Raw genomic sequence first — 22,645 nt, 5'->3', positions numbered from 1 at the left:
GTGCTGCGTCCAGTGTCGGCCGCGCTGTCGCGGCAGGGCTGGGAGTCGCTGTTCCGGCTCGACTGGACACCTGCCTCGGCGCCGTCGGGCGGGACCGCCGGTTCGGTGGCGGAGTTCGCGGACTGGGCGGCGGTGCGCTCGGAGCTGGACGCGGGCGAACTGCTGCCGGACAACGTCGTGGTGCGGTGCGCCGAGTCCGCTGACGTGGCCTCGGTGCGCCCGGCGGTGCTGAGCGCCCTGGAGCTGGTGCAGGGCTGGCTGGCCGACGACCGGTGCGAGGCCTCACGTCTCGTCCTGGTGACCCGCGGTGCCGTGGCGGTCGAACCCGGCGAGGACGCGGCGGATCTGGCGGCGGCCGCGGTGTGGGGCCTGGTGCGTACGGCGCAGTCCGAGAACCCCGGCCGCATCGTGCTCGTCGACATCGACGACGAGAACGCCTGGAAGCCGGTCATCACCAGCTCGGAACCCGAGCTGGCCGTGCGCGCCGGTGAGACGTTCGTGTCGAGGCTCGTCCGGATCCGGCCCGCGGAGGCGGAGTCCGGGTCGGAGTCGGTGTCAGAGGCCCCGGCCTTCGGCGACGGCCCGGTCCTCGTGACCGGTGCGAGCGGCATGCTCGGCGGTCTCGTGGCGCGGCACCTGGTGGCGCGGCACGGCGTACGCCGACTGGTGCTGGCCAGCAGGCGCGGCCAAGTCGGTGAGCTGTACGACGAGTTGGTCGGCCAGGGCGCCGAGGTCACCGTGGCCGCCTGTGACGTGGCGGACCGGGACGCGGTCGCCGCGCTCCTGGCCGAGCACCCCGTGACGGCCGTCGTGCACACCGCCGGTGTCCTCGACGACGGCACCATCGGCTCGCTCACGCCCGACCAGGTCGACACGGTCTTCCGGCCGAAGGTCGACGCGGCCTGGCACCTGCACGAGCTGACCCGCGAGTCGGACCTGACGGCGTTCGTGCTGTTCTCGTCCGCGGCGGGCACCCTCGGCAACCCCGGCCAGGGCAACTACGCGGCGGCCAACGCGTTCCTCGACGCGCTGGCCCGCCACCGCCGTGCCGCCGGTCTGCCCGCGACCTCACTGGCGTGGGGCCTGTGGGCCGGCGGGGACGGCATGGGCGCCCGCCTCGCCGACACCGGCACCGCGGGCCTCGCTCCCGAGGAGGGCCTGGAGCTGTTCGACGCCGTGGCCCTCGGGGCGGACCCGGTCGTCGTACCGATGCGGCTCGACCTGCGCGCGATACGGGAACTCCCGCAGATCCCCGCGGTGTTCAGCGGCCTGGTGCGCACGACGGCCCGCCGGGCCGCGGAGACCGGGCTCGACCCCGCCGCCGCGCTGCGGGACCGGCTCGCGGCGCTGCCGGCGAGCGAGCGGTCGTCCGCCGTGCTCGACGTGGTGTGCACGCACGTCGCGGCCGTACTGGCGCTCCCCGGCGCCGACGTGGTCGACGAGCGGCGCGCGTTCACGGAGCTCGGCTTCGACTCGCTGACCGCCGTCGAACTGCGCAACCGCCTGAACGCGGCCACGGGCCTTCGCCTGCCCGCCACGCTGATCTTCGACTACCCGACCCCGCTCGACCTGGTCGGACTCGTCGTGGACGGGCTCGTCATCGAAGAACCCGGTGGGGTGGCGCCGCTGCTCGCCGAGCTGAGCCGGATCGAGGCGAGCCTCGCCTCGGTCAAGCCCGGCGACGACGCGGACGACCAGGTTGGCGCCCGGCTCTCGGCGTTGCTCGGCGCCTGGCGCGACAGCCGTGCCGATGCCGCCGAGTCGGCGTCCGACGACCTCGACGACGCCACGGACGACGAGGTCTTCGAGCTGCTCGGCAAGGAGTTCGGCATCTCATGACCCGCCCGGCCACCCCACTTGCACGCACGTTCCCTGGAGTAGAGACCGCATGAACAACGAAGACAAGCTCCGGCACTATCTGAAGCGGGTCACCGCCGACCTGCGTGAGACCAGTCGGCGGCTGCGCGAGGTCGAGGAGGGCGAGCAGGAGCCCATCGCGATCATCGGGATGAGCTGCCGCTACCCCGGCGGCGTGCGCTCGCCCGAGGACCTGTGGGAGCTCGTCGCGAACGGCCGCGACGGCGTGACGGCGTTCCCCGCCGACCGGGGCTGGGGCGACGTCGAGCTGTCCGACCCCGAGGACCCCGACCGGGAGTTCCGCACCGAGGGCGGATTCCTGCACGACGCGGCCGAGTTCGACCCCGGCCTGTTCGGGATATCGCCGCGCGAGGCGCTCGCGATGGACCCGCAGCAGCGACTGCTCCTGGAGACGTCGTGGGAGGCGTTCGAGCGGGCCGGGATCGACGCGTCGACGCTGCGCGGCAGCAGGACCGGCGTGTTCGCCGGGGTGATGTACCACGACTACGCGTCGCGCCTGCGGTCGGTGCCGGAGGAAGTCGCCGGGTTCCTCGGCACCGGCAGCTTCGGCAGCGTCGCCTCCGGCCGCGTGTCGTACACGTTCGCGCTGGAGGGGCCCGCCGTCACGGTGGACACCGCCTGCTCGTCGTCCCTGGTCACGTTGCACCTGGCGGCCCAGGCACTGCGGTCGGGGGAGTGCGGGCTCGCCCTCGCGGGCGGCGTCACCGTGATGGCGACCCCGGACACCTTCATCGGCTTCAGCCAGCAGCGCGGCCTCGCCGCCGACGGCCGGTGCAAGTCGTTCTCCGAGAACGCCGACGGCACCGGCTGGGGCGAGGGCGCCGGCATGCTGCTCCTGGAGCGCCTCTCCGACGCCCGCCGCAACGGCCACCCCGTGCTCGGAGTCGTACGCGGCTCGGCGGTCAACCAGGACGGCGCGTCCAACGGACTCACCGCGCCCAACGGCCCCTCGCAGCAGCGCGTCATCCGGCAGGCCCTGGAGAGCGCCGGACTGACCGCGTCCCAGATCGACGCCGTCGAGGCGCACGGCACCGGCACCACCCTCGGCGACCCGATCGAGGCCCAGGCCCTCCTCGCCACCTACGGCCAGGAGCGCGACGGCGAGCCGCTGTGGCTCGGCTCGGTGAAGTCCAACATCGGGCACACCCAGGCCGCCGCCGGCGTCTCGGGCATCATCAAGTCGGTCATGGCGATGCGGCACGGCGTACTGCCGCCCACGCTGCACGTCGGCGAGCGCTCCCGGCACGTGGACTGGTCGGCGGGCGCCGTGGAACTCCTCACCGAGGCCCGGCCGTGGCCGGAGACGGGGCAGCCGCGCCGCACGGCGGTGTCGTCGTTCGGCATCAGCGGCACCAACGCCCACGTCGTCCTCGAACAGGCCCCGGCCCCGGGCCCCGACGACGAGCGGGCCGAGGCGCCCGTCGACCCCGTCCGCGCCGACGCCGTGCCGTGGGTGCTGTCCGGCAACGACCCCGCCGCGCTGCGCGAGCGTGCCGCCGACCTCCTCTCCCACGTGCGGGGCGGGGACGCGTCGGCGGTGGACATCGGCTACTCGCTCGCCGTGAGCAGGACCGCCCTCGAACACCGGGCCGCCGTCGTCGGCGCGGACCGCGCGGAGCTGCTGCAGGGCCTCGCGGCCCTCGCCGCCGACGGCGAGGCGCCCCACCTCGTGCGCGGCACGGTCGGTACGCGCGGCAAGCTCGCGTTCCTGTTCAGCGGACAGGGCAGCCAGCGGGTGGGCATGGGCCGCGAGCTGTACCGGGAGTTCCCCGTGTTCGCGCAGGCCCTCGACGAGGTCTGCGCGGGCCTGGACCCGCACCTGGACCGGCCGCTGCGCGACGTGCTCTTCGCCGGGCCCGGACCCGAGGCCGACCCGGCCGCCGACCTGCTCGACCTGACCACCTACACACAGCCCGCCCTGTTCGCGGTCGAGGTGGCGCTGTTCCGCCTCGTCACCCAGTGGGGCCTCACCCCGCAGTTCCTCGCCGGACACTCCATTGGGGAACTCGCGGCGGCGCACGTGGCGGGCGTGTTCTCCCTCGCCGACGCGTGCAAGCTGGTCGCCGCCCGCGGCAGGCTGATGGGCGCGCTGCCCGAGGGCGGCGTGATGCTGTCGCTGCGCGCCGACGAGGACACCGTGCGCGGCCTGGTCGCCGAGCACGGCGGCACGGTCGACGTCGCGGCGGTCAACGGCCCCGAGTCCACGGTGGTCGCGGGCGACGCCGACGCGGTCGCCGCGATCGACGCCGCGTGGCGGGAGCGTGGCGGCAAGACCCGGTACCTGAAGGTCAGCCACGCCTTCCACTCCCCGCACGTGGACGCCGTCCTCGACGACTTCCGCGCCGTCGCCCGGGCCGTCGACTACGGCACGCCGACGATCCCGGTCGTGTCCACCCTGACCGGCGCCGTGCTCACCCCGGAGCAGGCGCGTGACCCCGAGCACTGGGTCCGGCACGTCCGCGAGGCCGTGCGGTTCCTCGACGGCGTGCGCTGCCTGGGCGAGCACGGCGTCACCAACTTCCTGGAGCTGGGCCCCGACGCGGTGCTGACCGCGGCGGGCCGCGACTGCGCCGACGAGGGCGCGCTCCTGGTGGCCGGGTCCCGCGCCAACCGGCCCGAGGGCGCCACGCTCACCTCGGCGGTCGCCGCCCTGCACGTGCGGGGCGTCGCCCTCGACTGGCAGGCGGTGTTCGCGGGCCGCGGCGCCCACCGCACCGACCTGCCCACGTACCCGTTCCAGCGCGCCAGGTACTGGCTGGACGCGGGCGCGCACGTCGGCGACGTGGCCTCGGCGGGCCTGCGGTCCGCCGACCACCCGCTGCTCGGCGCCGCCGTCACCCTGGCCGACGAGGAGGGCGCCCTCCTCACCGGCAGGCTCTCCCTGGCCACCCATCCGTGGCTGGCCGACCACACCGTCGGCGGCGTCGTCCTCGTGCCGGGCGCCGCGTTCGTGGAGCTCGCGATCAGGGCGGGCGACCAGGTCGGCCTCGACCACGTCGAGGAACTGACCCTGGCGGCGCCGCTGGTCCTGCCGGAGGACGGCGCGGTGCGGCTCCAGGTGTCCGTCGGGGCACCGGACGAGTCCGGGCGCCGCGCGGTCAGCGTCCACTCGCGCGCCGACGACGCGTCCGACGACGAGCCGGACAGCGAGCCGTGGACGCGGCACGCCTTCGGCACGCTCGTCGTGGGTGCGAACGCCGCCGCGGCCGGCGGTGCCGGGGCCCCGGCCGCTCTCGGCGACGCCTGGCCGCCCGCGGGCGCCGAGCGCGTCGACATCGAGGGCCGCTACGACGACCTCGCCGCGTCGGGACTCGGCTACGGCCCCGCGTTCCGCGGGCTGCGCGCCGCCTGGCGCCGGGGCGACGAGGTGTTCGTCGAGGTGGAGCTGGCCGAGCAGGACACCGCGGGCTCCTTCGGGCTGCACCCCGCGCTGCTCGACTCCGCGCTGCACGCCATCGGGCTCGGCGCCTTCGTCGCCGACACGGAGCGGCTGCACCTGCCGTACTCCTGGAGCGGGGTGCGGCTGCACAGCGGCGGCGCGAGCGCCCTGCGCGGGCGGCTGGCCCCGGCGGGCGCCGCGGGCGTCGCGATCGACCTGACCGACACCACGGGCGCCCCCGTCGCCTCGGTCGAGGCACTCGCGCTGCGGCCCCTGTCGACGGACGGCCTGACCGGTGGCCGCCTGGACTCGCTGTTCCGCGTCGACTGGACGCCGGTGCGCCCCGCCGCCTCGGCCCCGGCCCCCTGGGCCGTCCTCGGGCACGGGTTCGCCCAGGTGGAGATCGCCGAGCCGATCACCGCGTACGCGGACCTGGACACGCTGGCCGACGACGACGTGCCCGACCTCGTGTTCGCCCCGGTGCCCCCGGCCGCGAACCCCGCGGAGGCCGCGCACTGGGCCCTCGCGCTGGTGCAGGACTGGCTCGCCGAGGACCGGTTCGCCTCGGCGCGGCTGGTGTTCGTCACCGGCGGCGCGGTGGCTGCGGGCCCCGACGAGGACGTCCCCGATCTGGCCAACGCGCCGGTGTGGGGCCTCGTCCGCGCGGCACAGGCCGAACACCCCGGCCGCTTCGTGCTCGTCGACGTCGACCTGCTGGTCGCCTCCGTCCACGCGCTGCCCGGCGCTGTCGCGACCGGGGAACCCCAACTGGCCTTGCGGGGCGGCGAACTGCTCGCTCCGAGGCTCGTGCGGTCCCGGCCCGAAGGGGCGCAGGCCCCGGCGTTCGGCGCGGGCCCGGTCCTCGTGACCGGCGCGAGCGGCATGCTCGGCGGCCTCGTGGCACGGCACTTGGTGCGGCACCACGGCGTACGCCGACTCGTCCTCGCGAGCCGTCGCGGCCACGTCGGCGAGCTGTACGACGAGTTGGCAGGCCTGGGTGCCGAGGTCGACGCCGTCGCCTGCGACGCAGCGGACCGGGACGCGGTGACGGCCCTGCTGGCCGAGCATCCCGTGACGGCCGTCGTGCACGCGGCGGGCGTCCTGGACGACGGCGTGATCGGCTCGCTCACCCCGGAGCGCGTCGACACCGTCTTCCGCCCCAAGGTCGACGCCGCCCGGAACCTGCACGAACTGACCCGCGACCTCGACCTGTCCGCGTTCGTCCTGTTCTCCTCCGCCGCGGGCACCTTCGGCAACCCCGGCCAGGCCAACTACGCCGCGGCGAACGCGTTCCTGGACGCCCTCGCCCAGCACCGGCACGCCAGCGGCCTGCCCGCGACCTCCCTGGCCTGGGGCCTGTGGGCGGACGCGAGCGGCATGACCGAGGACCTCGCCGAGACCGACCGCGGCCGCCTCACGCGCGCCGGTGCCGCGGCGCTGTCCACCGAGGAGGGACTGCGCCTCTTCGACGCCGCCCTCGCGCTGCCGGCACCCGTCGCCGTACCCATGCGCCTCGACCTGGCACCCCTGCGGGCCCGCCCCGAAACCGTCCCGCCGCTGCTGCGCGCGCTGGTGCGCACCGCGCGCCCCGAGGCCGCCAAGGCCGCCGGGAGCCTCGCGGCACGGATCGCCGAACTCCCGGAGGACGAGCGCCTCCCGGCACTGCTCGACGTCGTACGCACCGCCGTCGCTGCCGTCCTCGGTCACGCGTCCGCCGCCGAGGTGGAGCCCGAGCGGTCCTTCGGCGACCTCGGCTTCGACTCGCTCACGGCCGTCGAGCTGCGCAACCGGCTCGACGCGGCCACCGGCCTGCGCCTGCCCGCGACCCTGGTCTTCGACTACCCGACGCCCGTGGTGCTCGCGGGCCGCCTGCGCGCCATGCTGCTCGGCGGCCAGGAGGCGGGCGCCGCGGTCGTCCGCAGGGCGGTCGCCGACGACGAACCGATCGCGATCATCGGCATGAGCTGCCGCTACCCCGGCGGGGTGCGCTCGCCGGAGGACCTGTGGCGACTGGTCGCCGAAGGCACCGACGCGATCTCCGAATTCCCCGAGAACCGGGGCTGGAACGTGTCGTCGCTCTACGACCCGGACCCCGACAACACCGGCACCAGCACCGTTCGCCGGGGCGGCTTCCTGCACGACGCCGCCGAGTTCGACCCGGCCTTCTTCGGCATGTCGCCGCGCGAGGCCCTGGCGGTCGACCCGCAGCAGCGCCTGCTCCTTGAGACCTCCTGGGAGGCGTTCGAGCGGGCCGGAATCGAACCCAAGTCGCTGCGGGGCAGCGCCACCGGTGTGTTCGCGGGCGTGATGTACAACGACTACGCCTCCCGCCTCACGCGGTCGCCGGAGGGCTTCGAGGGGCAGCTCGGCTTCGGCAGCTCGGGCAGCGTCGCCTCCGGCCGCCTCTCCTACACGTTCGGCCTGGAAGGGCCCGCCGTCAGCGTGGACACGGCGTGCTCGTCGTCGCTCGTGGCCATGCACCTGGCGGCGCAGGCTCTGCGCTCCGGCGAGTGCGAACTGGCGCTCGCGGGCGGTGTGACGGTGATGTCGAGCCCGGGCGCCTTCCTGGAGTTCAGCCGCCAGCGGGGCCTGGCCCCCGACAGCCGCTGCAAGGCGTTCTCCGCCGACGCGGACGGCACCGGCCTCGGTGAGGGCGTCGGCATGCTGGTCCTGGAACGCCTTTCGGACGCCCAGCGCAACGGCCACAAGATTCTCGCGGTCGTGCGCGGCTCGGCGGTCAACCAGGACGGCGCGTCCAACGGCCTCACCGCCCCGAACGGCCCCTCGCAGGAGCGGGTGATCCGGCAGGCACTGGCCAGCGCGGGCCTGACCCCGTCCGAGGTGGACGCGGTCGAGGCACACGGCACGGGCACCTCGCTCGGCGACCCGATCGAGGCCCAGGCGCTCCTCGCCACCTACGGCCAGGACCGCGCCGAAGAACCGCTGTGGCTCGGCTCGTTGAAGTCCAACATCGGCCACTCCCAGGCCGCCGCCGGTGTGGCGGGTGTGATCAAGATGGTGATGGCGCTGCGCCACGCCGAGCTGCCCCGCACCCTGCACGTCAATGAGCTCTCGCCCCACATCGACTGGACGGCGGGCGCGGTCGAGGTGCTGACCGAGGCCCGGTCGTGGCCGGAGACCGGTCGGCCGCGCCGGGTGGGCGTGTCGTCGTTCGGCGTGAGCGGGACGAACGCGCACACCATCATCGAGCAGGCCCCGGCGGCCTCAGCGGACGCGGCGTCCGCTCCTGCCGCCGCACCGGCCGGTCCGGTTCCGGTGGTGCTGTCCGCGCTGAGCGCGGATGCGCTGCGGGAGCAGGCGGCCAGGCTGCGCGAGCAGGTCGAGGGCGAGCCGGGCACCGGCGTCCTGGACGTCGCCTACTCCCTGGCCACGACGCGGTCGGCGCACGACCACCGGGGTGTCGTCGTCGCGGACGACCGCGCGACACTCCTGGACGGACTGGCCGCGCTGGCCGAGGGGCGGCCGTTCTCCGGCCTGCACACGGGGTCCGTCGCCACCGGCGGCGTGGGAATCCTGTTCCCGGGGCAGGGCGCGCAGCGGCTCGGCATGGGACGCGAACTGGCGGAGCGCTTCCCGGTGTTCGCCGAAGCTCTTGACGCCGCGCTGGCGGAGTTCGATCCATCGGTACGTGAGGTGCTGTTCGGTGAGGATGCCGAGGCGCTGAACGAGACCGGGGTGACGCAGCCCGCGTTGTTCGCGGTCGAGGTGGCGCTGTTCCGCTTGCTGGAGTCGTGGGGCGTGCGCCCCGACATGCTGGCCGGGCACTCCATCGGCGAGCTGGCCGCCGCGCACGTCTCGGGTGTGTGGTCGCTGGCCGACGCCGCGAAGGTGGTGTCGGCGCGTGGCGCGTTGATGCAGGCGCTGCCGTCCGGTGGTGCGATGGTGGCGATCCAGGCCACGGAGGCCGAGGTGGCGTCGGACCTGCCGGAGACGGTCGGTGTCGCGGCGGTCAACGGCCCCGCCTCGGTGGTCGTCTCCGGTGTCGCCGCCGATGTCGATGCGGTCGCGGAGCGGTGGCGCGAGGCGGGCCGCAAAGTCACCCGCCTCCGCGTCAGCCACGCGTTCCACTCGCCGCTGATGGACCCGATGCTGGACGACTTCCGCACGGTCCTGGAGAGCGTGTCCTTCGCGGCGCCCAAGATCCCCATCGTGTCCACCCTGACCGGTACGCGGGCGACGGCCGAGGAGTTGACCTCGCCGCGGTACTGGGTGCGGCACGTGCGCGAGGCCGTGCGGTTCGCCGCCGCCGTCGACACGCTGGTAGCCGCGGGCACGGCCACGTTCATCGAGGTCGGCCCCGGCGGGACGCTGTCGGCACTCGGGCAGGAATCCGCGCCGGACGCGGCGTTCGTGCCGGTGTCGCACCGCGAGGGCCCGGAGGAGCCCGCGCTGGTCTCCGCCGTGGCACAGCTGTGCGCACGGGGCGTACGGGTCGCATGGGAAGCCCTGTTCGCCGGTCGCGGCGCGCGCCGCGTGGACCTGCCCACGTACGCCTTCCAGCACAAGTCCTACTGGCTGGACGCCCCCCGCGACCTGCGCCTCGAAGAAGCGGCCGGGGGCCTCGGGCTCGCGGGCGCGGACCACCCGCTGCTCGGCGCCGTCGTGGAACTCGCCGACGGGCAGGGCCTGGTGTGCACCGGCAGGCTGGGCACGGACACCCACCCGTGGCTCGCCGACCACGCCGTCGCGGAGACGACCCTCGTACCCGGCACGGCCTTCGCGGAGATCGCGCTCGCCGCGGGCGACGGGCTCGGCCTCGACGAGGTCGAGGAACTGACCCTCGCCGCGCCCCTGGTCCTGCCCGAACACGGCGGCGTACGCCTGCGCGTGACCGTCGGCGGCGACGACGGCTCCGGCCGCCGGACGCTCGGCATCGACTCCCGCCCCGACGACCCGGCCGCCGACACCGACTGGACCCGGCACGCCACCGGCTACCTCGCCACCGGTGCCGCCACCGACCCGGCCCCCATGGCGGACTGGCCGCCCGCCGGTGCCGAACGCGTCGACATCGACGGCTTCTACGACGGCCTGGAGGAGGCCGGGTTCGCCTACGGGCCCGCCTTCCAGGGCCTGCGAACGGTGTGGCGCGGCGCGGACGCCGTGTACGCCGAGATCGAGCTTGACGAGGAACAGCACCGGGACGCCGCGTCGTTCGGCCTCCACCCGGCGCTGCTCGACGCCGCGCTGCACGCCTGCATGCTCGGCGGCCTCGTCGAAGACGCCGGTCGGCCCCGGCTCCCGTTCTCCTGGAGCGGGATCCGGTGGCACGCGACCGGTGCCACGGCGGCGCGGGTCCGGCTCACCCAGGCCGGACCCGACACCGTCTCCCTGGAACTGACCGACGCGCAGGGGAACCCCCTGGCGACGGTCGCATCCCTGGTCCTGCGGCCGATCGCCGCGGACCAATGGGGTGCGCGCCACCGCGATTCACTGTTCCGGCTGGAGTGGGTGGCCGCACCGACCCGTGCGGCCACCCCCGCTCCCGCCCGCGGTTGCGCGATCGTCGGCCCGGACGACCTGAAGGCCGGAGCGGGCCTCGCGGCGTCCGGCGTCACTGTCGAGGAGCACGTCGATCTGGCTGCCCTCGCCGAGGCCGGGGTGCCGGAGCTGGTCCTCGTTCCGTGCGCCGAAGACGACGCGGAGCCGGTCTCCGGCGCCCGCGGCGCCGCCCTGCGCGCGCTGCGGCTGGCCCAGGAGTGGCTGGCCGACGACCGGTTCCTGGACTCCCGCCTCGTCTTCGTGACCCGCGGGGCCGTCGCGACCGGGTCCGACGAGGACGTGAGCGACGTCGCCGACGCGGCGGTGTGGGGCCTGATCCGGTCGGCGCAGTCCGAGACCCCCGACCGGTTCGCGCTGGTCGACGTGGACGGGCACGACGCGTCCTGGGCGGCGCTGCCCGCCGTCCTCGCCGCCGCCGAGCCGCAGGCGGCGGTGCGCGCCGGTGACCCGCTGGTGCCGAGGCTCGCGCGCTCCCGGCCGTCCGAGACGGAGACCCCGCTCGCCTTCACGTCCGGCGGCACCGTCCTCGTGACCGGCGCCACCGGCATGATCGGCGGCCTCGTCACCCGGCGCCTCGTGACCGACCACGGCGTCCGGCACCTCGTCCTCGCCAGCCGCCGCGGCGCCGCCGCCCCCGGCGCCGACGAACTCAGCGCGGAACTGACCGAACTCGGCGCGCAGGTCACGCTCGCCGCCTGCGACGTCACCGACCCCGTGGCGCTCGCCGAACTCCTCGCCGCGGTGCCCCTGGACCACCCGCTGACCGGCGTGGTGCACTCCGCGGGCGTCCTCGACGACGCCACGATCGGCTCGCTGACGCCGGACCAGATCGACACCGTGTTCCGGCCCAAGGTCGACGCCGCCTGGCACCTGCACGAGCTGACCGGTGACCTGGACCTGTCGGCGTTCGTCCTGTTCTCCTCGGTTTCGGGCATCCTCGGCGGCCCCGGCCAGGGCAACTACGCGGCGGCCAACGCGTTCCTCGACGCGCTCGCCCAGCACCGCCGTGCCGCCGGTCTGCCCGCGACCTCACTGGCGTGGGGCCTGTGGGAGACGGCGAGCGAGATGACCGGCCACATGGCCGGGACCCACGCGACGCGGATGTCCCGCTCGGGTGTCGCGGGCCTGACCGAGGAGCAGGGCCTCGCGCTGTTCGACCTCGGCTGCGCCGCCGACGACGCGGTCGTGGTGCCGATGCGGCTCGACGTCGGCGCCCTGCGCGGCGGGCCCGACGCGGCGCCCCCGCTGCTGCGCGGCCTCGTACGCCCGCGCGCCACCAGGGCGGTGGCCGTGGACGAGGAGCCGCTGGCGCAGCGCCTCGCCGGGCTGACGGAGGAGGAGCGGGAGAGCGCACTGCTGCGCCTCGTCCGGGACCACGTGGCGGCCGTCCTCGGCTACGCGCCGGACGAGCTGGACGTCTCCGGCCCGCTGACGCAGCTCGGCCTGGACTCCCTCACCGCGCTGCAGCTGCGCAACCAGCTCGCGGGCGCGACCGGTCTGCGCCTGCCCACCACCGTCGTGTTCGACCACCCGACCGGACCGGCGCTCGCCGGATACCTGCGGCGCGAACTCGCCTCGGTGGCCGGCGGCACCCCCGCCGCCGGCGCCCCCGCGGTCCTTGAGGACTCGCTCACCGGCCTGTACCGGCAGGCGTACGAGAGCGGCATGGAGGACGAGGCGTGGGAGATGGTGAACGCGGCCGCGCGGCTGCGGGCGGTGTTCGAAGAGCCGGACGAGATGCCCGCCCTGCCGCCGGTCACGCTGGCCACCGGTCCCGGTGTCCCGCTGCTGTGCTTCCCGCCGACGATGGCGCCCTCCGGCCCGCACTACTACGCCCGGTTCGCCCCCGTGTTCGCGGGCGAGCGGGACGTGACCGTGCTGCCCAACCCCGGCTTCGGGGCGGGGGAGCTGCTGCCCGCGACCCGCGAGGCCGTCGTCCGCTACCAGGCGGCGGCCGTCCGCAGGGCGGCGGGGGACCGGCCGTTCGTCCTCGCCGGGTACTCGTCGGGCGGGTGGATGGTCAACGCCGTCACCGCGCTCCTCGAACGGCAGGGCCACGCCCCGGCGGCCGTGGTGCTCGTGGACACGTACATCTCGACGAACTCCTTCGAGGACCGGCTGTACGCGGCGCTGCAGGAACGCGGCACCACCACCGAGGCGTTCCAGATGATGAACGGCCCGCAGCTCACCGGGCAGGGCGGCTACCTGCGCGTGTTCAACGACTGGGAGCCCGAGCCGGTCGAGGCGCCGACGCTGTACGTGCACGCCACCTTCCCGCCCGGCGAGTCGGAGGCGATCGAGACCGAGGACGACTGGCAGCCCGGCTGGCCGTTCCCGCACGAGGACACGGACGTCCCCGGCAACCACTTCACGATCATGGAGGACCGCTCCGAGTCCACGGCACGCGCCGTACAGGCCTGGCTGGACCAGAGCCTGGGCGACAACTCCCGCTAGACCAGGGCGATATGGCCCTCCGGGCCGGCGGGATGACACCCTCCGGACCAGGGCGGGACCTTCTTCCTGACACGACGACAACGACGCCAACAGCGACGACGACAACGACAGCAACGACAGCAGAATGGACGAAGAACATGACAGTTGCCGACGGCAGCGACCTCTGGCTCCGCCGGTTCCACCCCGCAGCGGACGCCCCGGTCCGCCTGGTGTGCTTCCCGCACGCGGGCGGGTCGGCGAGCTTCTACTTCCCCGTCTCCGCCGCGCTCGCCGACGGCTGTGACGTGACGGCCCTGCAGTACCCCGGCCGCCAGGACCGGCGGCACGAGCCGAACGTGGACGACATCGGCGTCCTCGCCGACCGCATCGCGGCCGTTCTTGAGCCGCTGTTCGACCGTCCCGTCGTGTTCTTCGGGCACAGCATGGGCGCGGTCCTCGCGTTCGAGGTGACGCGCAGGCTCCAGGAGCGGGGCCACAAGCCCGCGCTCCTGTTCGCCTCCGGCAGGCGCGCGCCGTCGACGCGGCGCGAGGAGAACGTCCACCAGCGGGACGACGACGGCATCGTGGCCGAGATGAAGTCCATGAGCGGCACCGACGCCCAGGTCCTCGGCGACGAGGAGCTGCTGCGGATGGTGCTGCCCGCGATCCGCAGCGACTACCGGGCCATCGAGACGTACGGCCCCGTGGAGGCGACCGTCGACTGCCCGATCACCGCCCTCACGGGCGACGACGACCCGAAGACGACGGTCGCCGAAGCCGAGCAGTGGCGCGCCCACACGACCGCCGCGTTCGACATCCAGGTGTTCCGCGGCGGCCACTTCTTCCTCAGCCCGCGCGCGGCGGAGGTGCTCGCGGCGATACGTGAGGCGCTGCGCGGCGCCGTGGCCGTCGGCTAGGCACGGGACGAGCGGGGGCTGGACGAGGGAGCCGTCCAGCCCCCGCTCCGCCGTGTGCGGAGCGTGCCGTGCTCAGGCGCTCAGGGGTGCGGATCGAGCCGTGCTCAGGGGTGCGGATCGAGCCGTGCTCAGGGGTACGAGACGACCTTGGACGGAATGGTCGACGTCCCGGACGTGGGGTCGCCGGTGTCGTTGATGACGCGCTCGTACTGGCCCTTGCCGCCGAGCGACACGACCAGCAGGTGGTGGAACTTCACGCCCGGTTTCGTCGGGGCGGCGAAGCCGTGGTGCTGGACGATGCTCGGGTCGACGTTGTAGTAGCAGTAGCTGCCCAGGCCCCACGCCTCGTGCGTCGTCACGGAGTCGTCGACGCGGTAGGCCGCGTATCCCTTCATGTTCCCGTTCTGGATGGCGGCCTGGTCGGGGGCGTCGTACGCCTTCTCGTTCTGGTAGAAGACCGTGCGGCCGCGCTCGCCGTACCACTGCACGTCGTACTTGTTGAAGTGCTCCACGAACAGGCCCGTGGCCAGGACGTCGGCGCCGTTGACGCGGACGCCGTAGTCGGCGCGGTTGGTCTCCCAGCCGACGCCGTCGCCGTGGTCGGCGCGCCAGACCCAGGTGTGGTCGACGATGGTGTGGCGGCTGTTGACGACCATGCTGGTGGTGGCCTTGCCGGGGCCCGCGCCGCCGATGCGGATGAACACGTCCTGCACGGTGATGGGGTCGGCCGCGTGGTCGGCGGCGGCGCCCTGCGGGCCGATCTCCAGGAGGGTGGGGGAGTTGACCGGACCGGCGTCGATCAGGAGACCGGCGAGGCGCACCCCGTTGACGTCGGCGACCTTCATGGCGGTGACGCCGTTGTCGGGGATGAGGGTGGCGTAGCCGAGCCCGAGGACGACGGTCCCGGCCCGCCGTACCTCGACCGTCCGGTCCAGGTGGTAGATCCCGGGCGTGAACAGCAGGTGCAGCCCCTCGTCCAGGGCCTGGTTGAGGGTGGCCGCGGACACGCCCGGCCGGGCGACGTAGAACCGCGACAGCGGCACCGACGTGCCGCGCGGTGTGCCGCTGCCCCAGGACACCCCGCGGGCGTTGGTCCGCAGCTCCGGCAGGAACACCTTGTACTCGGCGCCGTCCAGACAGAGGAACGGCTTCTCGCGGGAGAGCGGGGTGGTTTGCAGCGTCGTGTACGGGGGTTCGGGGAAGCTCTGCCCCGGCGCGCCCTCGACGCCGGAGAACACCATGTTCCACACGGCGTTGCGCCATCCGCCCACCGCGCTGTCGCGGGTGTACCACTGCTGCTGCGAGTACGGTCCGACCTCGCCGTCGATGCGGCTGTCCGCGATGTAGCCGCCGCTCGCCCAGCCGTACCCGGTGGGCGCCAGGTTCAGGCCGCCGCGGATGTGCATGCGCCGGAACGGCGCGGCCTGCGACACGGCCCACCGGTTCGTGCCGTTGACCGGGATCAGCGCCAGGTTCTCCGCCGACCGCCAGAAGTTCTGCGTGGCATTGCCGTCGAACCAGCCCGCGTCGACGGTGACATCGCCGTTGATGGTGGTGTCGTCGGGGGACAGGCCGAGGCCCGCGATGGAGGTGTAGAAGCCGATCTGGGCGTTGAGCCCGTGGTACGTGCCGGGCTTGAAGAGGAGGGCGTAGCGGCCCGTGCCGAACTGCGCCGACTCCTGTTTCTTGAAGATCTCGTCGAGCTTGGCCTGGATCCCGCTGGTGGCCGGGTCGAAGACGATGACGTTCGGCCCGAGGTCACCGCCGCCGGGCAGCCGGGCCTTCCGGGCCGAGGGCGCGGCGGCTGCCGGACCGGCGACTGCCGGACCGGACAGGGCGAGGAGTGCGGGCACCGACGCGGCGGCGGCCCCGAGAACGGATCTGCGGGCCGGGGAGCCGGGGGAGGGGGAGTTCGTGGGGGAAGGGGGCATGGGGCACTCTCCTAGTTCAGGAAATGAACACGTGGGGGTTCTGGGAGCGCTCTCTTGCCGTTGCATGTTTCATCCGCGTGAATCCCGCGTCAAGGGAAGCGACCGGAGTTCCGTGACTTGTTGAACGGGGGAGGCCAAATCGCGGGGTATATAGGGTAGTTGGCGGTGAATGGGGAGCGCGGGCCGTGCCGCTGTACGGAGCCACTGCGTTCAAGAGGTGGCTTCGCGCGGGGTCAAGCCGATCTGCGTACCGCCGCGTGTCCGCCCGTTTGGACATGCGCCGGGTTGCAAGCCCACGCATCACGTCACGCAGTGATGAGCGGGAGCTGCCGCGGGGCATTCCCGACGTGACGGCTAGCTGTGCAACGCTGCCGAACGGCGCCTGGCGCGGCGGCTTACGGGTGAGGTCCGCAGGGTGGACGGGTCTCGTCCGGTTAGGTGATTGAAGGTCAAATCGCAACCGTGAACTGCGAAATAGATCCAAAGGCGACCGCGGGACCGCTATGGCGAGGGGATTTCGCCGGTCAACCTCTTGCGTCCGCAGTGACTCCTCTGCCACATTCACCCCAGCCGAGCATGGCATGCACGCGCCAGGGGTGATCCCGCCTTCCGCGTGTGCGTTTCAGCCGCATACCTATGCGGTCGCGTCCTCATCGCAGGACGTTCCATCCCCCACACAATGGAGACGAACGTGCGAATATCCAGACTCGTCCCCGCGCTCGCGGCCACCGCAATCGCCGTACTGGGGCTCGCCCCCACCGCGGCGGCGCAGACGGCGCCGTCCGCCAACGCACCCACGGTCGCATCCGGCACCTCCGCCCAGCCGATCATCGGCGGCGGCTACGCCAGCAACGCGCCCTGGGCGGCCCGCCTGTTCTCGAACGGCCGGCAGACCTGCAGCGCCACGATCATCGCGCCGACCTGGATCCTCACCGCGAAGCACTGCGTCAGCGGCGGCGGCCTCTCGTTCCGCATCGGCAGCCTCGACCAGACCTCGGGCGGCACCACGGCCAACGGTGTCAGCGTCCACAACAACGCGAACTCCGACCTGTCCCTGGTCAAGCTCGACCGCTCCGTGTCCGGCACCTACGCGCGCCTCGGCAACCCGGGCTCCGTGCAGGTGAACCAGACCGTGCAGGTGTACGGCTGGGGCGCCACCTCGCAGTGCGGCCAGGAGATCAACTGCCAGTCGCAGCTCCTGAAGGTCGCCAACGTCGTCGTGACCGGCGGCTGCCGCGACTACTTCCAGGGTCAGGCCATCTGCGCCCGGCGCGGCAACGGCATCACCGCGGGCGGCGACTCCGGCGGCCCGATGATGGCCAACGGCATCCAGGTCGGCGTCGCGTCCACCAGCGACCGCCAGACCTCGACCGCGTACACGAACGTGACGGCGTACCGCTCCTGGATCCAGAGCATCGCGGGCGTCTGACCCGCCCCGCCGCCTCCCTCGCGCCACCGAGTGACCCCCAGCCAGTCCCGTCGCCTCCGCGCGGTCACCGCGCGGAGGCGACGCCGGGCCACCCGCCCCGCCCACGCCCTCGCCACAGACCGGAGACCAGCACGTTGCGTTCCCGCCCGCGCGCCCTGACCGCCGCAGCCCTCGCCGTCACCCTGGCCGTCGGCCTCGCCCCCGCGGCCGACGCGGCGCGACCAGCGCACGGGGCGCCACCGGCGCACGCGGCACGGCAGGACCCGGCGCGGCACACCACCGCGACGGCGGACCGGCAGGCAGCGGACCCGGAGGCGACGGGCATCCGCTCCGCGTACGCGAACGTCCTGGACCTCCAAGGCGTCCCGGCCGCCGCGCAGCCCGGCGAGTTCAACCCGGTCACCGTCTTCGCCGACCGTGGCGCCTGGCACGCCTACGCGCTGCCTTCGGTGCAGGACCCGTCCACGCACGGCGGCTTCAGCGGGCCGCTGCACATCGCGCAGGAATACCCGTGGTGGCTGAGCAAGTCCTTCAGCCGGATGCGCCTCACCGAGGCGGGCGAGCACCTCGACCTCGCCGGGGGCGGCGCACCGCGCTTCACGTCACTGCCCGGGGCGCTGCGCCAGACCTACCGCCTCGACGACGGCCTGCGACTGACCCTGGAACTGCGCTTCGCCACGGAGCGGACCGCACTCGTCCGGGCCCGGGTCCACAACACCGGCCGCGCGCCCCGCACCCTCGGTGCCGACTGGACCGGGACCCTGCTGCGCCCCGAGGCGGCGCCCCAGCGCGACGCGCCCGCGCTGAGCGCCACCGCGCGCGGCGTCGCCGTCGGCTTCGCCCGGGTCCGCGAGAAGTGGGACTACCTCACCGACGGCACCGAGCGCTTCGAGGTCACCCACCGCGAGCCCGTCCGCACCACCGTCGAGGGCGACACGTACCGCAGTGAGCTCGCCGCGCCCCTCACCCTCGCCCCCGGAGCGGCCCGCAGCCTGGACTGGACCGAGAGCTACACGTTCACCGCGGCCGAGCGGGCCAGCGAGGCCTCCTCCGTGCGCCGTGTCCTCGCGCACCCCGCCGCCAACGCGCTGGCCGGTGAAGCGCGTTGGCGCCGCTACGTCGCCGGCGTCACCCGGGGCGTCCCGGCCGACCGGCGCCGTCTCGCCGTGAAGTCGCTGGAGACCCTCGTCACCAACTGGCGTTCCGCCGCCGGGCGGATCCGGCACGACGCCATCAGCCCGTCCCTCTCCTACAAGTGGTTCACCGGCGGCATCTGGGCCTGGGACACCTGGAAACAGGCCGTCGGCACCGCACGCTTCGACCCCCGGCTCGCGCAGTCCCAGATCCGCGCCATGTTCGACCACCAGATCCGGCCGACCTCGGCGACCCGGCCGCAGGACGCCGGGATGATCCCCGACGCCGTCTTCTTCAACGACCAGGCCGACGGCGGCGGCAACTGGAACGAGCGCAACAGCAAACCCCCGCTGGCCGCCTGGGCCGTGTGGGAGGTCTACCGGCGCGGCGGCGACCGGGCGTTCCTGCGCGAGATGTACCCGAAGCTGGCCGCGTACCAGGCCTGGTGGTACCGCAACCGGGACCACGACCGCGACGGGCTCGCCGAGTACGGCGCGACCGTCGACCCCGCCAACGACAGCACCGAGCAGCGCAGGCTCGCCGCCGCCTGGGAGAGCGGCATGGACAACGCGCCGCGCTTCGACGCCGGCCTCGGCACCTCCGTCGTCACCAACCGCGACGCCTCCGGCACGGTCACCGGCTACTCCCTCACCCAGGAGTCCGTCGACCTCAACGCCTATCTCGCCGCCGACCAGGACCACCTCGCCGACATCGCCCGCGCGACCGGGGACCGCGCCGGGGAGCGGCGCTGGCGCGCCCGGGCCGAGGCCACGCACCGGGCGGTGCGCGAGCGGATGTACGACCCCGGGGACGGCTGGTTCCACGACATCGCCCTCGACAGCGGCAAGCGGCTCACCGCGCGGGGCCGAGGCATCGAGGGCGCCATCCCCCTGTGGACCGGCACGGCGTCCCGCCCACAGGCCGCCGCCGTACGCGACCGCCTCACCGACCCGCGCGAGTTCGCCACCCCCGTCCCCTTCCCGACCGTCGCCCGCAGCTCGCCCTACTTCGCCCCACAGCGCTACTGGCGCGGCCCCGTCTGGCTGGACCAGGCGTACTTCGCCCAGGCGGGCCTGCGGCGCTACGGCTACGCGGCACAGTCCCGCACCCTCACGGACCGCCTCCTGACCGCGGCCCACGGCCTTTCGGCCCGGAGCCCGGTGATGGAGAACTACGACCCGCTGACCGGCGCCCCCCTGAACTCACCCAACTTCAGCTGGTCGGCGGCGGTGCTGCTGCCCATGCTGAGCCAGCGCTAGCGAGCTGTCCGGCCCTCTTCGGGGGGCCGCCCTTGAGGATGCGCGCTCCTACCGTGCCAGGCCCGGGTTGGGGGTCAGGACGCGGCGGAGGACGGCCTCGATGGCGGTGCGGGTGGGCGGCTCGGTGCCGGCGAGGCCGCGCAGGGTGAGGCCGTTCATGACGGCGGCGGCCGCGGTGGCGGTGATCTGGTCGGTGTAGTGGGCCACGGCCTGTTCGACCGCAACGGCAACATCGGCCCCACCCTGTGGGCCGACGGCCGGATCATCGGAGCCTGGGCCCAGACCCCCGACGGCCGCATCAACCACCACCTCCTCATCGACCCCGGCCCAGCGGCACGCGCCGCCATCGAAGCCGAAGCCACCCGCCTGGCCGCCTTCCTCGGCGACACCCGCGTCACCCCCTGCTACCGCACCCCCCTCGAACGCCAACTGGCCACCCAGCCCCGCTGAGCGGGGTGCGGTCATCGGGTCCGACGTCCGTATCGGGGCGGGGCCAGGGCTTTGGGTCAGGGCTTCCAGCGGTGCGCGTAGCCCTCGCGCAGGGGCCCGCCGAGCAGGTCGAGCACCTGCTCCGTTGCTGCCGCGAGCGGCCCGGGGTCGGCGTGTTCGGCCACGGCCCGACGGCCGTCCAGGAGCGCCCTGCCCAGGACGGGGTCCGCGTCGAGGAGCCTGCGGGGGAGCCACTTGCCGATGCCCGTCCAGGCGTTGTGGTGGGCGGTGAGGAGGTGGGCCGCCTCGCGCAGGACGTGTTCGGCGACGGACAACTGCTCGTGGCGGTCGGCCGGGTCACCCGGGTCGACCAGGTCGTCCAGGAAGCAGGTGAGGGCGTACCGGCTGTGCTCCCGCTCCTCCGGGGCGAGCGGGGCGGGTCCGGACGCCAGGACCTGCCGGGCGAGTTCGCGGGTGCGGGCGACATGGCCGTGCGGGTCGGTCAGGGGGAGGCCCCGGTCGTAGAGGAAGAGGACGGTGCCGCGGCGGCGGGACCTGTCCCAGGCGAAGAACTCCGGTATGTCCGCGAGGGTGTTGAGGAACAGCTCGGCGAGGCGGCCCTCGTGCCGGACCACCTCGCGGCCGCTGTGCCCGGAGTCCGGCAGGAGCACCGCCAGGTCCAGATCACTGCTCGGCGTGGCGCGGCCCTGCGCGGCCGAGCCGCCGAGCAGGGCGCCGAGCGCGTGCGGGTGGCGTGCCGCGACCAGACGGGTGGCCGCCGCGCGGTACGTGTCCTGATCATTGCCGTGATCATTCATGGGAGTTCATCGTGCCAGCACAGGCGTGCGACCACCGCCCGAGGTCACGGGAGCAGCAGCGCCTCCGCCTCGACGACCGCACGCCGCAGCGCGGCGGGGTCGTCCGGCCGGAGCCCCGCCACGACCGCGTCGATGCCCCGCAGGCCCGCCCGGCGCAGGAGCTGCTTCTCGTTGGTGACCCACGCGCCGCGCTCGGCGAGGACGGCGTGCGCGGACTGGAGGGCGGCCGTGGCGATCGCGCCCGCGGCCTCGGTGGCCTGGCCGCGGGGTGCGTAGGCGGACTTGGCGTGGTCGAGGGTCATGGTGGCGCGCTGTCGCCACACCGGTGGGGCGGCCTCGCGCAGGGGCTGAGGGAACTCGGGGCGGGGCAGGGTGCCGCGCAGGACCTGGTTGAGGGCGAGTTCGGCGACGACCAGGTAGCTGGGGATGCCCGCGAGGTGGAACATCAGCGGCTCCCAGTGGAATCGGCCCTGCCGGGCCTCGGCGAGTTCGTGCTCGACGGCGTCGAGGTCGCGGTAGTGGACGTCCACGCCCCGGCCGTCGATGGTGAACCACCCCCCGCCGTTGAACACGCCGCCGCCCCAGCCGCCGATCTCGGAGACCTCACCGGGCCAGCCGATGCCCCGCAGGTCGTCCGGGGCGAAGCGGCCCCGGTAGTACACCGCCAAGTCCCAGTCGCTGTCCGGGGCGTGCGTGCCCTGGGCCCGGGAGCCGCCGAGGGTGACGGCGTGCACGGCGGGCAGGGCGGCGAGCCGGTCGGCGACGTCGTCGAGGAAGCGGTCGTCGTTCGTCCCGGTCATCAACGCTCCGATCGTGGGTGGTTCAGGTGCGGTTCGTGAGCGGCGGACGAGGGCGGGCCGGGTCGGGCCCGCCCCGCCTAGTCCTTGAGTCCCACCACGCACCAACCGCGCCGGTCGGCCTCGGTGAGGACGCGGCCCCAGTCCTCAAGGAGGTCGGTGAACTCGTCGAAGGAGGAGATCCACCCACCCTCCTGGGGCGTCGCCGCATGTGCGGTGAAGGCCGCGCGCAACCCGCCGAGGCGAGGCCTCAGCCTCTCCCAGGTCGCGGCCAGCCGCCGGACGCTGTCCGGGGCGCGGGCGAGCAGCACTCCGTTGGAGACGGCGGGGCCGTCGCCGAAGACGCCAGGATCCGTGTGCTCGTCCTCGCCGTCGGGGCCGCACCAGATCAGCCCGAGCAGCAGGGCGTCCAACGCGGCGCGCAGCACCGGGTCGGCGTGGTCGCGCACGTCCTCCCACCGCTCCCCGGCCCAGAAGTGCGGCTTGTACGAACCGAGGGTGCGCCGGAACGCGTAGACCCCGAAGTACGCGCTGTCGGGCCCCTGCGGCCACTGCCAGTCTCCCTCGACCGACTGCGCGGCGCCCGCGTCCAGGTCCCACAGTCCCGTCTCGTCGGCGTACCAGGCGTCCCGCAACCGCGACAGCCGCTCCGGGAGCGGAACCTCCCCGAGCCAGGCCGCGTCGGCGATCAGCACTTCGATGCTCAGCCCCATGGGGCTGA

Annotated in this window: 11 protein-coding genes; 6 read left to right on the top strand and 5 right to left on the bottom strand. The window is 74.1% G+C overall.

Translation table 11 applies throughout. The features are described 5' to 3' along the window. The 3 genes from IE274_RS29225 to IE274_RS29215 all read left to right on the top strand — a co-directional run. A partial coding sequence (locus IE274_RS29225) for a type I polyketide synthase (RefSeq protein ID WP_190118897.1) occupies positions 1–1,839 on the top strand: 1,839 nt, incomplete at its 5' end. A gap of 49 nt (positions 1,840–1,888) precedes the next feature. Further along, on the top strand, positions 1,889–13,231 hold the full coding sequence (locus IE274_RS29220; protein WP_190118896.1) for a type I polyketide synthase: 11,343 nt from the start codon (positions 1,889–1,891) through the stop codon (positions 13,229–13,231). Between the two features lie 137 nt (positions 13,232–13,368). Then, the gene (locus IE274_RS29215) at positions 13,369–14,127 is read left to right on the top strand and encodes a thioesterase II family protein (RefSeq protein WP_190118895.1); all 759 of its coding nucleotides are present in this window, start codon (positions 13,369–13,371) and stop codon (positions 14,125–14,127) included. A 128-nt stretch (positions 14,128–14,255) separates the two neighbouring features. On the opposite strand, the gene IE274_RS29210 is transcribed toward IE274_RS29215, so the two are convergent. Then, entirely contained in the window at positions 14,256–16,058 is a 1,803-nt protein-coding gene (locus IE274_RS29210; RefSeq protein WP_190118894.1) for a pectate lyase-like domain-containing protein, read from the bottom strand. A gap of 691 nt (positions 16,059–16,749) precedes the next feature. On the opposite strand from IE274_RS29210, the gene IE274_RS29205 reads away from it, so the two are divergent. Next, a complete protein-coding gene (locus IE274_RS29205; protein ID WP_190118893.1) occupies positions 16,750–17,487 on the top strand; it encodes a S1 family peptidase in 738 nt (245 codons plus the stop codon). 134 nt (positions 17,488–17,621) lie between these two features. Beyond that, positions 17,622–19,880, top strand: coding sequence for an MGH1-like glycoside hydrolase domain-containing protein (locus tag IE274_RS29200; RefSeq protein ID WP_229909882.1), 2,259 nt, complete (start codon positions 17,622–17,624; stop codon positions 19,878–19,880). 48 nt (positions 19,881–19,928) lie between these two features. Here the strand turns inward: IE274_RS29200 and IE274_RS29195 are convergent, their stop codons facing one another. After that, entirely contained in the window at positions 19,929–20,087 is a 159-nt protein-coding gene (locus IE274_RS29195) for a hypothetical protein (RefSeq protein WP_190118892.1), read from the bottom strand. Between IE274_RS29195 and IE274_RS29190 the strand changes: the two genes are divergently transcribed. Further along, a complete protein-coding gene (locus tag IE274_RS29190; RefSeq protein WP_307822159.1) occupies positions 20,079–20,330 on the top strand; it encodes a DNA glycosylase AlkZ-like family protein in 252 nt (83 codons plus the stop codon). The two genes, IE274_RS29195 and IE274_RS29190, sit on opposite strands and share 9 nt — an antisense overlap. A gap of 56 nt (positions 20,331–20,386) precedes the next feature. On the opposite strand, the gene IE274_RS29185 is transcribed toward IE274_RS29190, so the two are convergent. From IE274_RS29185 to IE274_RS29175, 3 genes are all read right to left on the bottom strand, one after another. After that, positions 20,387–21,127, bottom strand: coding sequence for a nucleotidyltransferase domain-containing protein (locus tag IE274_RS29185; RefSeq protein ID WP_190118891.1), 741 nt, complete (start codon positions 21,125–21,127; stop codon positions 20,387–20,389). Positions 21,128–21,171: 44 nt separating this feature from the next. Then, a complete protein-coding gene (locus IE274_RS29180; protein ID WP_190118890.1) occupies positions 21,172–21,927 on the bottom strand; it encodes a nucleotidyltransferase domain-containing protein in 756 nt (251 codons plus the stop codon). Positions 21,928–22,004: 77 nt separating this feature from the next. Continuing rightward, positions 22,005–22,637, bottom strand: coding sequence for a hypothetical protein (locus IE274_RS29175; protein ID WP_190118889.1), 633 nt, complete (start codon positions 22,635–22,637; stop codon positions 22,005–22,007). Between the last annotated feature and the right edge of the window lie 8 nt (positions 22,638–22,645).

It is taken from the genome of Streptomyces flavofungini, assembly GCF_014650815.1.
Lineage (GTDB): Bacteria > Actinomycetota > Actinomycetes > Streptomycetales > Streptomycetaceae > Streptomyces > Streptomyces flavofungini.
The sequence above is the reverse complement of the archived record's forward strand: the minus strand, read 5'-3'. Positions and strand labels throughout refer to the sequence as shown.

What these genes read in the sequence shown, in the direction of transcription:
- IE274_RS29220 (WP_190118896.1), top strand. Translation starts at nt 1,889, where the DNA reads ATGAACAACGAAGACAAGCTCCGGCACTATCTGAAGCGGGTCACCGCC.
- IE274_RS29215 (WP_190118895.1), top strand. Translation starts at nt 13,369, where the DNA reads ATGACAGTTGCCGACGGCAGCGACCTCTGGCTCCGCCGGTTCCACCCC.
- IE274_RS29210 (WP_190118894.1), bottom strand. Translation starts at nt 16,058, where the DNA reads ATGCCCCCTTCCCCCACGAACTCCCCCTCCCCCGGCTCCCCGGCCCGC.
- IE274_RS29185 (WP_190118891.1), bottom strand. Translation starts at nt 21,127, where the DNA reads ATGAATGATCACGGCAATGATCAGGACACGTACCGCGCGGCGGCCACC.
- IE274_RS29180 (WP_190118890.1), bottom strand. Translation starts at nt 21,927, where the DNA reads ATGACCGGGACGAACGACGACCGCTTCCTCGACGACGTCGCCGACCGG.
- IE274_RS29175 (WP_190118889.1), bottom strand. Translation starts at nt 22,637, where the DNA reads ATGGGGCTGAGCATCGAAGTGCTGATCGCCGACGCGGCCTGGCTCGGG.